Genomic DNA, 12136 nt, shown 5'->3' on the forward strand with positions numbered 1-12136 from the left:
AGGAGGAAAAAGCATAATGGCTAATTATGATGTATTAAAAGTAGACGGATCAAAATCTGGTTCAGTTGAATTAAGCGATTCAGTTTTCGCAATCGAACCAAACAACAGTGTTCTTTTCGAAGCAATCAATTTACAACGTGCTTCTTTACGTCAAGGTACACACGCAGTGAAAAATCGTTCAGCTGTTCGTGGTGGTGGACGTAAACCATGGAGACAAAAAGGTACAGGACGTGCACGTCAAGGTACAATCCGTGCTCCACAATGGCGTGGTGGTGGTATCGTTTTCGGACCAACTCCAAGAAGCTATTCATACAAAATGCCTAAGAAAATGCGTCGTTTAGCATTACGTTCTGCATTATCTTTCAAAGTTCAAGAAAACAACTTTACAATCGTTGATACTTTTGGTTTTGATGCACCAAAAACAAAAGAATTTAAAAATGTTTTAACTACACTTGAACAACCTAAAAAAGTGTTAGTAGTAACAGAAAACGAAGATGTAAATGTTGAATTATCTGCACGTAATATTCCTGGCGTACAAGTAAGTACTGCTCAAGGATTAAACGTATTAGATATCACTAGCGCTGACAGTGTAATCATTACTGAATCAGCTGCGAAAAAAGTTGAGGAGGTGCTCGGATAATGGAAGCTAGAGATGTTCTTAAGCGCCCCGTAATCACTGAAAAATCTTCTGAAGCAATGGCTGAAGATAAATATACTTTTGACGTAGATACTCGTGCTAACAAAACTCAAGTTAAAATTGCAGTTGAAGAAATTTTCGACGTTAAAGTTGAAAGTGTAAATATCATCAACTACAAACCAAAGAAAAAACGTATGGGCCGTTATCAAGGCTATACAAATAAAAGAAGAAAAGCGATTGTAAAACTTAAAGAAGGTTCAATCGACTTATTCAACTAAAATAAAATAATATTACCATTAAGGAGGTAAGCGACAATGGCTCTTAAAAAATATAAGCCAATTACAAATGGTCGTCGTAATATGACTACGTTAGACTTCGCTGAAATCACGAAGACTACACCTGAAAAGTCATTATTACAACCGCTACCGAAAAAAGCGGGTCGTAACAATCAAGGTAAATTAACAGTTCGTCACCATGGTGGAGGACATAAACGTCAATATCGTGTAATTGACTTCAAACGTAATAAAGACGGAATCACTGCTAAAGTTGATTCAATTCAATATGATCCAAACCGTTCAGCTAACATTGCTTTATTAGTATATGCTGATGGTGAAAAACGTTACATTATTGCACCAAAAGGATTACAAGTAGGCCAAACAGTTGAAAGTGGTGCTGAAGCAGATATCAAAGTTGGTAATGCTTTACCATTACAAAATATTCCAGTTGGTACTGTAATTCATAATATCGAATTAAAACCTGGTAAAGGTGGACAAATTGCTCGTTCAGCAGGTGCAAGTTCACAAGTACTTGGTAAAGAAGGTAAATATGTATTAATCAGATTACGTTCTGGTGAGGTACGTATGATTTTATCTACTTGCCGTGCTACAATCGGTCAAGTTGGTAACTTACAACATGAACTTGTTAACGCTGGTAAAGCTGGTCGTTCAAGATGGAAAGGTATCCGTCCAACAGTTCGTGGTTCTGTAATGAACCCTAACGATCACCCACACGGTGGTGGTGAAGGTCGTGCTCCTATCGGTAGACCATCTCCAATGTCACCATGGGGTAAACCAACGCTTGGTAAGAAAACACGTCGCGGTAAAAAATCATCTGATAAACTTATCGTTCGTGGACGTAAGAGAAAATAATAACAACTTATTTGAGTGTGCGGCTTAACAGCTGCACGCACACAATAAGAAGGGAGGCGCCCAAATGGCTCGTAGTATTAAAAAAGGACCTTTCGTTGATGATCATTTAATGAAAAAAGTAGAAGCTCAAGACGGAAGTGAAAAGAAACAAGTAATCAAAACATGGTCACGTCGTTCTACAATTTTCCCAAATTTCATCGGTCATACTTTTGCAGTATATGATGGTCGTAAACATGTACCTGTTTATGTAACTGAAGATATGGTTGGTCACAAATTAGGTGAATTTGCTCCAACTCGTACATTTAAAGGACATGCAGCTGACGATAAAAAAACTAGTAGATAATAATATATATAAGTAGAGGAGGATATCCTAATGGAAGCAAAAGCGGTTGCTAGAACAATCAGAATCGCACCTCGTAAAGTAAGATTAGTTCTTGACTTAATTAGAGGTAAAAATGCTGGAGAAGCTATTGCTATTTTAAAATTAACTAATAAAGCTTCATCACCAGTAATTGAAAAAGTATTAATGTCCGCTTTAGCAAATGCTGAACATAACTATGACATGAATACAGATGAATTAGTTGTTAAAGAAGCATATGCAAATGAAGGACCAACTTTAAAACGTTTCCGTCCACGTGCACAAGGTCGTGCAAGTGCAATCAACAAACGTACAAGCCACATTACAATCGTCGTAAGTGACGGTAAAGAAGAAGCTAAAGAAGCTTAATAACTATTTAAGGAGGGAATACTGTGGGTCAAAAAATTAATCCTATCGGACTTCGTGTTGGAGTTATCCGTGATTGGGAAGCTAAATGGTACGCTGAAAAAGATTTCGCTTCTTTATTACACGAAGATTTAAGAATCCGTAAATTCATTGATAACGAATTAAAAGAAGCGTCAGTTTCTCACGTTGACATTGAACGTGCTGCTAACCGTATTAACATCGCAATCCACACTGGTAAACCTGGTATGGTAATTGGTAAAGGCGGTTCAGAAATTGAAAAACTTCGTAATAAATTAAATAACTTAACTGATAAAAAAGTACACATCAACGTTGTGGAAATTAAAAAAGTTGATATGGATGCTCGTTTAGTAGCAGAAAATATCGCACGTCAATTAGAAAATCGTGCTTCATTCCGTCGTGTACAAAAACAAGCTATTACAAGAGCTATGAAACTTGGTGCAAAAGGTATCAAAACTCAAGTATCAGGTCGTTTAGGCGGAGCTGACATTGCTCGTGCTGAACAATATTCAGAAGGAACTGTTCCACTTCATACTTTACGTGCTGACATTGATTATGCACATGCTGAAGCAGACACTACTTATGGTAAATTAGGTGTTAAAGTATGGATTTATCGTGGTGAAGTTCTTCCTACTAAGAATACTAGTGAAGGAGGAAAATAATAATGTTACTACCAAAACGTGTTAAATATCGTCGTCAACATCGTCCAAAAACAACTGGTCGTTCTAAAGGCGGTAACTTTGTAACATTTGGTGAGTATGGTTTACAAGCTACAACAACTTCTTGGATCACATCTCGTCAAATCGAATCTGCTCGTATCGCTATGACACGTTACATGAAACGTGGCGGGAAAGTTTGGATTAAAATCTTCCCACATACGCCTTACACTAAAAAACCTTTAGAAGTACGTATGGGTGCTGGTAAAGGTGCTGTTGAAGGCTGGATCGCAGTTGTAAAACCAGGTCGTATTTTATTTGAAATCGCTGGTGTATCTGAAGATGTAGCTCGTGAAGCATTACGTTTAGCAAGTCACAAACTTCCAGTAAAAACTAAGTTTGTAAAACGTGAAGAATTGGGTGGTGAAACAAATGAAAGCTAAGGAAATTAGAGACTTAACCACTTCAGAAATCGAAGAACAAATCAAATCTTCAAAAGAAGAGCTTTTTAACCTACGCTTTCAGTTAGCTACAGGTCAATTAGAAGAAACTGCACGTATTCGTACAGTTAGAAAAACAATTGCACGTCTAAAAACTGTTGCTCGTGAAAGAGAAATTGAACAAAGTAAAGCTAATCAATAAAGTATAAGAAAGAGGAGGTTACAAAAGTGAGTGAAAGAAACGATCGTAAAGTTTATGTAGGTAAAGTTGTTTCTGATAAAATGGACAAAACAATTACTGTACTTGTTGAAACTTACAAAACACACAAATTATACGGTAAACGAGTAAAATACTCTAAAAAATATAAAACTCATGATGAAAACAATTCAGCTAAATTAGGAGATATTGTTAGAATTCAAGAAACTCGTCCTTTATCAGCATCAAAACGTTTCCGTTTAGTAGAAATTGTTGAAGAATCAGTAATTATTTAATACAAGATTAGAGATAAGGGAGGTTTAACTAATGATCCAACAAGAAACGCGTTTAAAAGTAGCAGACAACTCTGGTGCTCGTGAAGTACTTACAATCAAAGTATTAGGTGGATCTGGTCGCAAAACAGCGAACATTGGCGATATCATCGTATGTACTGTTAAAAATGCAACACCAGGTGGCGTTGTTAAAAAAGGCGACGTTGTGAAAGCTGTTGTTGTTAGAACTAAATCAGGCGTACGTCGTAACGATGGTTCTTATATCAAATTTGATGAAAATGCATGTGTCATTATTCGTGATGACAAAGGCCCACGTGGTACTCGTATCTTTGGTCCTGTTGCTCGTGAATTACGTGAAGGTAACTTCATGAAAATCGTATCATTAGCACCAGAAGTACTATAATTTATTAAAACCATAATATTTAAGGAGGTGCCCACATGCATATCAAAAAAGGTGACAACGTTAAAGTTATCGCAGGTAAAGATAAAGGTAAAGAAGGTAAAGTAATCGCTACTGAACCTAAAAAAGACCGCGTCGTTGTGGAAGGTGTTAACGTTATTAAAAAACACCAAAAACCAACTCAATTAAATCCTGAAGGTGGAATCTTAGAAACAGAGGCAGCAATCCATGTTTCTAACGTACAATTATTAGATCCTAAAACAAATGAACCAACTCGTGTTGGTTACAAATTTGTAGATGGTAAAAAAGTTCGTATCGCTAAAAAATCTGGCGAAGAAATCAAATCTAATAATTAATAACTAGTTGAAAGGAGGATCCACTTTGAACCGTTTAAAAGAAAGATATAATACTGAAGTTACTCAAAACTTAGTTAAAAAATTCAACTATAGTTCAGTAATGGAAGTACCAAAAATCGAAAAAATCGTTGTAAATATGGGTGTTGGTGATGCAGTTCAAAACTCTAAAGTGTTAGATAATGCTGTTGAAGAGTTAGAATTAATCACTGGACAAAAACCATTAATCACTAAAGCAAAAAAATCAGTTGCAACATTCCGTTTACGTGAAGGTATGCCAATCGGTGCAAAAGTAACACTTCGCGGAGAAAGAATGTATGAATTCTTAGATAAATTAATCGCAGTTTCATTACCTCGTGTACGTGACTTCCAAGGTGTTTCTAAAACAGCTTTCGATGGTCGTGGTAACTACACTTTAGGAATTAAAGAACAATTAATTTTCCCAGAAATCGATTATGATAAAGTAAGTAAAGTAAGAGGAATGGATATTGTTATCGTAACAACTGCTAACACTGACGAGGAAGCTCGTGAATTGTTAACAAACTTCGGTATGCCATTTCGTAAATAATCTCTAAAAGGAGGCTAATTAAGTGGCTAAAACTTCTATGGTTGCTAAGCAACAGAAAAAACAAAAATATGCAGTACGTGAATATACTCGTTGTGAACGCTGTGGTCGTCCACATTCTGTATATCGTAAATTTAAATTATGCCGTATTTGTTTCCGTGAATTAGCTTATAAAGGCCAAATTCCTGGCGTACGTAAAGCTAGCTGGTAAGATAAAAGAGTTTGAAAGGAGGCAACAATAAATGACTATGACAGATCCAATCGCAGATATGCTTACTCGTGTAAGAAACGCAAACATGGTGCGTCACGAGAAATTAGAATTACCTGCATCAAATATTAAAAAACAAATTGCTGAAATCTTAAAAAATGAAGGTTTCATTAAAAACGTAGAATACGTTGAAGATGATAAACAAGGTGTTATTCGTTTATTCTTAAAATATGGTCAAAATAATGAACGTGTTATCACAGGATTAAAACGTATCTCAAAACCAGGTTTACGTGTATATGCTAAAGCGAACGAAGTGCCTAAAGTATTAAATGGTTTAGGTATCGCATTAGTTTCAACTTCTGAAGGTGTTATCACTGATAAAGAAGCTAGAAAACGTAACGTTGGTGGAGAAATCATCGCATACGTTTGGTAATAATAAATAAGGAGGTGCCATAACATGAGTCGTGTTGGTAAGAAAATTATTGACATCCCTAGTGACGTTACAGTAACTTTTGACGGACAAACAGCTACTGTAAAAGGTCCTAAAGGTGAATTAACTAGAACTTTTGATGAAAGAATGACTTTTAAACAAGATGAAAACACTCTAGAAGTTGTAAGACCTACTGATTCTAAAGAAGATAGAACAGTTCACGGTACAACTCGTGCGTTATTAAATAATATGGTACAAGGTGTTTCTCAAGGTTTTGTTAAAACTCTTGAACTTGTTGGTGTAGGTTACCGTGCTCAAATGCAAGGTAATGACTTAGTATTAAACGTTGGTTACTCTCATCCTGTTGAAATTAAAGCTGAAGATGGCATTACTTTCGCAGTAGAGAAAAATACAACTGTTACAGTATCTGGTGTATCTAAAGAACAAGTTGGAGCTATCGCTTCTAATATTCGTTCAGTAAGACCTCCAGAACCTTATAAAGGAAAAGGTATCCGTTACCAAGGTGAATATGTTCGCCGTAAAGAAGGTAAAACTGGTAAATAATAGATAACTCTCTAAAGAAAGGAGTAATACAATGATCAGTAAAATTGATAAAAACAAAGTGCGTTTGAAAAGACATGCTCGTGTGCGTACTAAATTATCAGGTACAGCTGAAAAACCACGTTTAAATGTATACCGTTCAAACAAACATATTTATGCACAAATTATTGATGATGTTAAAGGTGAAACTTTAGTACAAGCTTCATCTCAAGATAAAGATATCGCTAGTGATTCTACTTCTAAAGTTGATTTATCAACTAAAGTTGGTGAAGTAATCGCTAAAAAAGCTTCAGATAAAGGTATCAAAGAAATCGTATTTGATCGTGGTGGCTATTTATATCATGGTCGCGTTAAAGCGTTAGCTGAAGCTGCGAGAGAAAACGGATTAGAATTTTAATTTAAAGGAGGGACAAATACATGGCTCGTAGAGAAGAAGAAACGAAAGAATTTGAAGAACGCGTTGTTACAATTAATCGTGTTGCTAAAGTTGTTAAAGGTGGACGTCGTTTCCGTTTCACTGCATTAGTAGTAGTAGGAGATAAAAATGGTCGTGTAGGTTTCGGTACTGGTAAAGCTCAAGAGGTACCAGAAGCTATTAAAAAAGCTGTAGAAGCAGCTAAAAAAGATTTAGTAGTAGTTCCACGTGTAGAAGGAACAACTCCTCACACTATCACTGGCCGTTATGGTTCTGGTAGCGTATTTATGAAACCAGCTGCACCTGGTACAGGAGTTATCGCTGGTGGTCCAGTACGTGCCGTATTAGAATTAGCAGGTATCACTGATATCTTAAGTAAATCATTAGGTTCAAATACACCTATCAACATGGTACGTGCGACATTAAATGGTTTACAAAACCTTAAAAACGCTGAAGATGTTGCGAAATTACGTGGCAAATCAGTAGAAGAATTATATAATTAAGGAGGGAAAATAAATAATGGCTAAATTACAAATTACCCTCACTCGTAGTGTTATTGGTCGTCCTGAAACACAACGTAAAACTGTTGAAGCGTTAGGTCTTAAAAAGACTAATAGTTCAGTAGTTGTTGAAGATAACCCTGCAATTCGTGGGCAAATCAACAAAGTTAAACACTTATTAACAGTTGAAGAAAAATAATTAAGGAGGTGCCTAAATAATGAAATTACATGAGTTAAAATCAGCTGAAGGTTCACGTCGTGTACGTAATCGTGTAGGTCGTGGTGCTGGTACAGGTAATGGTAAAACTAGTGGTCGCGGTCAAAAAGGTCAAAAAGCACGTTCAGGTGGTAGCGTAAGACCAGGATTTGAAGGTGGACAATTACCTTTATTCCGTCGTTTACCAAAACGAGGTTTCACTAACATTAATCGTAAAGAATATGCTATTGTTAACTTAGACCAACTTAATCAATTTGAAGATGGTACTGAAGTAACTCCAGCTTTATTAGTTGAAACTGGTGTGGTTAAGAATGAAAAATCTGGTATTAAAGTACTAGGTAATGGTTCACTTGATAAAAAATTGACAGTGAAAGCTCACAAATTCTCAGCTTCAGCGGTTGAAGCTATCGATGCTAAAGGTGGAGCACACGAGGTGATCTAATGTTTCAAACGTTTGTGAGCTTCTTTAAAACTAAAGAAGTTCGAAACAAGATTTTCTTCACATTAGCAATGTTAGTAATATTCAAAATAGGAACTTATATTCCGGCTCCTGGAGTTAATCCTGAGCCTTTTGAACAGCAAGGTTCTGATCAAGGTGTCGCTGCTCTTCTTAATACGTTTGGTGGCGGAGCCTTAAAGAACTTTTCTATCTTTGCTATGGGTATAATGCCGTACATCACTGCTTCTATCGTAATGCAATTATTACAAATGGACATTGTCCCTAAATTTACTGAATGGGCTAAACAAGGTGAAGTAGGTAAAAGAAAGCTTAGCAATGTAACACGTTATTTCGCTATCATATTGGCATTTATACAGTCAATTGGTATGGCATTTCAATTTAATAACTATTTAGGCGGTAAATTGATTATTCATCAATCTGTCATGAGTTATTTATTGATTGCTGTAGTTTTAACAACTGGAACTGCATTTTTAATTTGGCTTGGTGATCAAATTACACAGTTTGGTGTAGGTAATGGTATTTCAATCATTATCTTTGCAGGTATTTTATCAACGTTGCCATCATCAATTATCCAATTTGTGCAACAAGCATTTGTTGGTAATGACGATACAACGTTAGCATGGTTAAAAGTCATCGGTTTAATTGTTGGATTAATTTTATTAACAATTGGAGCGATTTATGTATTGGAAGCGAAACGTAAAATTCCAATTCAGTATGCTAAAAAACAATCTGCACAACGTTTAGGATTACAAGCAACATATCTACCTTTAAAAGTAAACTCTGCAGGGGTTATTCCAGTCATCTTTGCGATGGCATTCTTCTTATTGCCAAGAACATTAACATTGTTCTTCCCTAAAGCTGATTGGGCGCAAAATATTGCAGAATATGCTAACCCTTCAAACACTTATGGTATGATTGTTTATGTTATATTAATTATTGCATTTGCATATTTCTATGCCTTTGTTCAAGTTAATCCTGAAAAAATGGCTGACAACTTGAAAAAACAAGGTAGTTATGTACCAGGAATTAGACCTGGGGAACAAACAAAAAAATATATTACTAAAGTACTTTATCGCTTAACTTTTGTAGGCTCTATTTTCTTAGCAGTTATTGCTATTCTTCCAATTATAGCGACAAAATTTATGAATTTACCTCAATCAATTCAAATTGGTGGTACAAGTTTATTAATCGTTATTGGTGTAGCAATTGAAACTATGAAATCACTTGAAGCACAAGTGAGTCAAAAAGAATATAAAGGCTTTGGTGGTAGATAATTTGTAGGAGGGCAATTTATGAATATCATTTTAATGGGTTTACCTGGAGCTGGTAAAGGTACTCAAGCGAGTGAAATTGTTAAGAAATTCCCAATACCACATATATCTACTGGTGACATGTTCAGAAAAGCGATTAAAGATGAAACTGATTTAGGTAAAGAAGCTAAATCATACATGGATCGTGGAGAATTAGTCCCTGATGAAGTTACTGTAGGTATCGTTAAAGAAAGAATTTCTGAAGACGATGCAAAAAAAGGTTTCTTATTAGATGGATTCCCTAGAACGATTGAGCAAGCTGAGGCATTAAACAATATTATGTCTGAGCTTGACAGAAATATTGATGCTGTTATCAATATTGAAGTTCCTGAGGAAGAGCTAATGAATCGTCTTACAGGTCGTCGTATCTGTGAGAAATGTGGTACAACTTATCATCTTGTATTTAATCCTCCAAAGGTTGATGGTGTTTGTGATATCGATGGTGGAAAACTTTATCAACGTAAAGATGATAATCCAGAAACAGTATCTAATCGTTTAAGCGTTAATGTTAAACAATCTAAGCCAATTTTAGAGTACTACGATGAAAAAGGCGTATTGAAAAACATTGATGGTGCGAAAGATATTGACGAAGTAACCAAAGATGTCATTGATATCTTAGATCAATTAAAATAGTTCAACTAATGTGCGATCTAGATTTATGTGAACTTTGATTAGGTTTCTCTGGCAAGAATTTATTTTTTGAGTGTCGTATGACGATCATAATTCCCGCATTTTGTTAAACTTATAATAACTATTCACTATATTAGATTCGTATCGTTGAAGTTGTCTATTGACGATTACCTTACTATTGTAAAAAGGGGGAAGTTAATCAATGGCGAAACAAGATGTAATAGAATTAGAAGGTACAGTACTTGATACTTTACCAAATGCTATGTTTAAAGTAGAATTAGAAAATGGTCATGAAATTTTAGCACATGTAAGTGGTAAAATTAGAATGAATTATATTCGTATTCTACCTGGCGACAAAGTAACAGTAGAAATGTCTCCGTATGATTTATCACGCGGTAGAATTACGTATCGTTATAAATAATCGTCACTCCATAATATAGGGAGGTATAAAAATGAAAGTAAGACCATCAGTAAAACCTATTTGCGAAAAATGTAAAGTCATTAAACGTAAAGGTAAAGTTATGGTAATTTGTGACAATCCTAAGCACAAACAAAGACAAGGTTAATAAAAGAGAGGTGTAAAAATATATGGCACGTATTGCAGGAGTAGATATTCCACGTGAAAAACGCGTAGTTATTTCATTAACTTACGTATATGGTATCGGTACTTCAACAGCTAAAAAAATTGTTGAAGAAGCTAACGTATCAGCTGATACACGTGTAAAAGATTTAACAGATGACGAATTAGGTCGTATCCGTGAAGTAGTTGACGGTTATAAAGTAGAAGGTGACTTACGCCGTGAACAAAACTTAAACATTAAACGTTTAATGGAAATTTCATCATACCGTGGTATTCGCCACCGTCGTGGTTTACCAGTTCGTGGTCAAAAAACTAAAAACAATGCTCGTACTCGTAAAGGCCCAGTTAAAACTGTAGCTAATAAGAAAAAATAATAGGTAAAGGAGGCAAAATATAAATGGCACGTAAACAAGTATCTCGTAAACGTAGAGTTAAAAAGAATATTGAAAATGGTGTAGCACACATCCGTTCAACATTCAACAATACAATCGTAACTATCACTGATGAATTTGGTAATGCTTTATCTTGGTCATCAGCTGGTGCATTAGGTTTCAAAGGATCAAAAAAATCAACACCATTCGCTGCTCAAATGGCATCTGAAACTGCTTCAAAATCAGCAATGGAACATGGTTTGAAAACTGTTGAAGTAACAGTAAAAGGACCTGGACCAGGTCGTGAATCAGCTATTCGTGCATTACAATCAGCTGGTTTAGAAGTAACAGCAATCAGAGACGTTACTCCAGTACCTCACAACGGTTGTCGTCCACCAAAACGTCGTCGCGTATAATTTTTATTGATTGTTATTGTTACAAATCACTGAGCGAAACAATTTTAAAATTAATTCGACGTTATTAAGGAGGATTTTGTAAATGATAGAAATTGAAAAACCTAGAATTGAGACAATTGAAATTAGTGAAGATGCTAAATTCGGTAAGTTCGTTGTTGAACCACTTGAACGTGGCTACGGTACTACACTAGGAAACTCCTTACGTCGTATCCTACTATCTTCATTACCAGGTGCAGCCGTTAAGTACATCGAAATTGAAGGTGTTTTACACGAATTTTCAGCTATAGACAATGTTGTTGAAGATGTTTCTACAATTATTATGAACATCAAAAAATTAGCATTAAAAATCTATTCTGAAGAAGATAAAACATTAGAAATTGATGTGAGAGATGAAGGCGAAGTAACAGCAAGTGATATTACTCACGATAGTGATGTTGAAGTTCTAAACCCAGAACTTAAAATTGCAACAGTGTCTAAAGGTGGACATTTAAAAATTCGTCTTGTTGCTAATAAGGGTAGAGGTTACGCATTAGCAGAACAAAATAATACTAGTGATTTACCAATTGGTGTAATTCCTGTAGATTCACTATATTCACCTGTTGAACGTG

The 12136-nt window shown here is 35.5% G+C and carries 25 protein-coding genes and 1 pseudogene; all 26 read left to right on the forward strand.

The genetic code is table 11. From position 1 onward, the window contains the following. The first annotated feature begins 16 nt into the window (after positions 1 to 16). A complete protein-coding gene (gene rplD, locus HMPREF2647_RS09595) occupies positions 17 to 640 on the forward strand; it encodes a 50S ribosomal protein L4 (RefSeq protein ID WP_002448327.1) in 624 nt (207 codons plus the stop codon). After that, a complete protein-coding gene (gene rplW / locus HMPREF2647_RS09600; protein ID WP_002448403.1) occupies positions 640 to 915 on the forward strand; it encodes a 50S ribosomal protein L23 in 276 nt (91 codons plus the stop codon). Before rplD ends, rplW begins: the two co-directional genes overlap by 1 nt. 36 nt (positions 916 to 951) lie before the next feature. Next, on the forward strand, positions 952 to 1785 hold the full coding sequence (gene rplB, locus HMPREF2647_RS09605; RefSeq protein ID WP_002448473.1) for a 50S ribosomal protein L2: 834 nt from the start codon (positions 952 to 954) through the stop codon (positions 1783 to 1785). A 64-nt stretch (positions 1786 to 1849) separates the two neighbouring features. Further along, positions 1850 to 2128 carry a 30S ribosomal protein S19 gene (rpsS, locus tag HMPREF2647_RS09610; RefSeq protein ID WP_002448348.1) on the forward strand — a complete coding sequence of 93 codons (279 nt, stop codon included), beginning with the start codon at positions 1850 to 1852 and terminating at the stop codon, positions 2126 to 2128. Positions 2129 to 2158: 30 nt separating this feature from the next. Continuing rightward, positions 2159 to 2512: a 50S ribosomal protein L22 gene (gene rplV / locus HMPREF2647_RS09615; RefSeq protein WP_001829734.1), complete on the forward strand. Its 354-nt coding sequence runs from the start codon at positions 2159 to 2161 to the stop codon at positions 2510 to 2512. A 23-nt stretch (positions 2513 to 2535) separates the two neighbouring features. After that, on the forward strand, positions 2536 to 3189 hold the full coding sequence (gene rpsC, locus HMPREF2647_RS09620; RefSeq protein ID WP_017174845.1) for a 30S ribosomal protein S3: 654 nt from the start codon (positions 2536 to 2538) through the stop codon (positions 3187 to 3189). A gap of 2 nt (positions 3190 to 3191) precedes the next feature. Further along, positions 3192 to 3626: a 50S ribosomal protein L16 gene (gene rplP, locus HMPREF2647_RS09625; protein WP_002448374.1), complete on the forward strand. Its 435-nt coding sequence runs from the start codon at positions 3192 to 3194 to the stop codon at positions 3624 to 3626. After that, positions 3616 to 3825 (forward strand): 50S ribosomal protein L29, encoded by a 210-nt coding sequence (gene rpmC / locus HMPREF2647_RS09630; RefSeq protein ID WP_000644737.1) that lies wholly within the window; start codon positions 3616 to 3618, stop codon positions 3823 to 3825. Before rplP ends, rpmC begins: the two co-directional genes overlap by 11 nt. Positions 3826 to 3851: 26 nt before the next feature. Beyond that, on the forward strand, positions 3852 to 4115 hold the full coding sequence (gene rpsQ / locus HMPREF2647_RS09635; RefSeq protein ID WP_002448443.1) for a 30S ribosomal protein S17: 264 nt from the start codon (positions 3852 to 3854) through the stop codon (positions 4113 to 4115). A gap of 31 nt (positions 4116 to 4146) precedes the next feature. Next, the gene (gene rplN / locus HMPREF2647_RS09640) at positions 4147 to 4515 is read left to right on the forward strand and encodes a 50S ribosomal protein L14 (protein WP_002432661.1); all 369 of its coding nucleotides are present in this window, start codon (positions 4147 to 4149) and stop codon (positions 4513 to 4515) included. A 35-nt stretch (positions 4516 to 4550) separates the two neighbouring features. Beyond that, the gene (rplX, locus tag HMPREF2647_RS09645) at positions 4551 to 4868 is read left to right on the forward strand and encodes a 50S ribosomal protein L24 (RefSeq protein WP_002448459.1); all 318 of its coding nucleotides are present in this window, start codon (positions 4551 to 4553) and stop codon (positions 4866 to 4868) included. 25 nt (positions 4869 to 4893) lie between these two features. Then, on the forward strand, positions 4894 to 5433 hold the full coding sequence (gene rplE / locus HMPREF2647_RS09650; protein ID WP_002448593.1) for a 50S ribosomal protein L5: 540 nt from the start codon (positions 4894 to 4896) through the stop codon (positions 5431 to 5433). Positions 5434 to 5455: 22 nt separating this feature from the next. Then, positions 5456 to 5641 (forward strand): type Z 30S ribosomal protein S14, encoded by a 186-nt coding sequence (locus HMPREF2647_RS09655; RefSeq protein WP_001140799.1) that lies wholly within the window; start codon positions 5456 to 5458, stop codon positions 5639 to 5641. 31 nt (positions 5642 to 5672) lie between these two features. Further along, positions 5673 to 6071 carry a 30S ribosomal protein S8 gene (gene rpsH, locus HMPREF2647_RS09660; RefSeq protein WP_002448514.1) on the forward strand — a complete coding sequence of 133 codons (399 nt, stop codon included), beginning with the start codon at positions 5673 to 5675 and terminating at the stop codon, positions 6069 to 6071. Between the two features lie 24 nt (positions 6072 to 6095). Continuing rightward, on the forward strand, positions 6096 to 6632 hold the full coding sequence (gene rplF, locus HMPREF2647_RS09665; protein ID WP_002448579.1) for a 50S ribosomal protein L6: 537 nt from the start codon (positions 6096 to 6098) through the stop codon (positions 6630 to 6632). A gap of 31 nt (positions 6633 to 6663) precedes the next feature. Then, positions 6664 to 7026 carry a 50S ribosomal protein L18 gene (rplR, locus tag HMPREF2647_RS09670; RefSeq protein ID WP_017174843.1) on the forward strand — a complete coding sequence of 121 codons (363 nt, stop codon included), beginning with the start codon at positions 6664 to 6666 and terminating at the stop codon, positions 7024 to 7026. Between the two features lie 20 nt (positions 7027 to 7046). Then, on the forward strand, positions 7047 to 7547 hold the full coding sequence (gene rpsE, locus HMPREF2647_RS09675; protein WP_002448405.1) for a 30S ribosomal protein S5: 501 nt from the start codon (positions 7047 to 7049) through the stop codon (positions 7545 to 7547). Between the two features lie 16 nt (positions 7548 to 7563). Beyond that, positions 7564 to 7743 (forward strand): 50S ribosomal protein L30, encoded by a 180-nt coding sequence (gene rpmD, locus HMPREF2647_RS09680; protein WP_001096576.1) that lies wholly within the window; start codon positions 7564 to 7566, stop codon positions 7741 to 7743. 19 nt (positions 7744 to 7762) lie between these two features. Then, positions 7763 to 8203 carry a 50S ribosomal protein L15 gene (gene rplO / locus HMPREF2647_RS09685; RefSeq protein WP_017174842.1) on the forward strand — a complete coding sequence of 147 codons (441 nt, stop codon included), beginning with the start codon at positions 7763 to 7765 and terminating at the stop codon, positions 8201 to 8203. Beyond that, the gene (gene secY / locus HMPREF2647_RS09690) at positions 8203 to 9495 is read left to right on the forward strand and encodes a preprotein translocase subunit SecY (RefSeq protein ID WP_070859996.1); all 1293 of its coding nucleotides are present in this window, start codon (positions 8203 to 8205) and stop codon (positions 9493 to 9495) included. The genes rplO and secY overlap by 1 nt, the downstream gene beginning before the upstream one ends. Before the next feature lie 18 nt (positions 9496 to 9513). After that, a complete protein-coding gene (locus HMPREF2647_RS09695) occupies positions 9514 to 10164 on the forward strand; it encodes an adenylate kinase (protein ID WP_002448556.1) in 651 nt (216 codons plus the stop codon). A gap of 199 nt (positions 10165 to 10363) precedes the next feature. Further along, positions 10364 to 10582: a translation initiation factor IF-1 gene (gene infA / locus HMPREF2647_RS09700; protein ID WP_001829792.1), complete on the forward strand. Its 219-nt coding sequence runs from the start codon at positions 10364 to 10366 to the stop codon at positions 10580 to 10582. A 31-nt stretch (positions 10583 to 10613) separates the two neighbouring features. After that, a complete protein-coding gene (gene rpmJ / locus HMPREF2647_RS09705; protein ID WP_001829709.1) occupies positions 10614 to 10727 on the forward strand; it encodes a 50S ribosomal protein L36 in 114 nt (37 codons plus the stop codon). Positions 10728 to 10749: 22 nt separating this feature from the next. Beyond that, on the forward strand, positions 10750 to 11115 hold the full coding sequence (gene rpsM, locus HMPREF2647_RS09710) for a 30S ribosomal protein S13 (protein ID WP_002448629.1): 366 nt from the start codon (positions 10750 to 10752) through the stop codon (positions 11113 to 11115). 23 nt (positions 11116 to 11138) lie between these two features. Next, entirely contained in the window at positions 11139 to 11528 is a 390-nt protein-coding gene (gene rpsK, locus HMPREF2647_RS09715) for a 30S ribosomal protein S11 (RefSeq protein ID WP_000101625.1), read from the forward strand. Positions 11529 to 11610: 82 nt separating this feature from the next. Beyond that, a pseudogene (locus HMPREF2647_RS09720) lies at positions 11611 to 12136 on the forward strand (DNA-directed RNA polymerase subunit alpha); the annotation flags it as partial.

Source organism: Staphylococcus sp. HMSC035D11 (assembly GCF_001836075.1).
GTDB classification, from domain to species: Bacteria; Bacillota; Bacilli; order Staphylococcales; family Staphylococcaceae; genus Staphylococcus; species Staphylococcus hominis.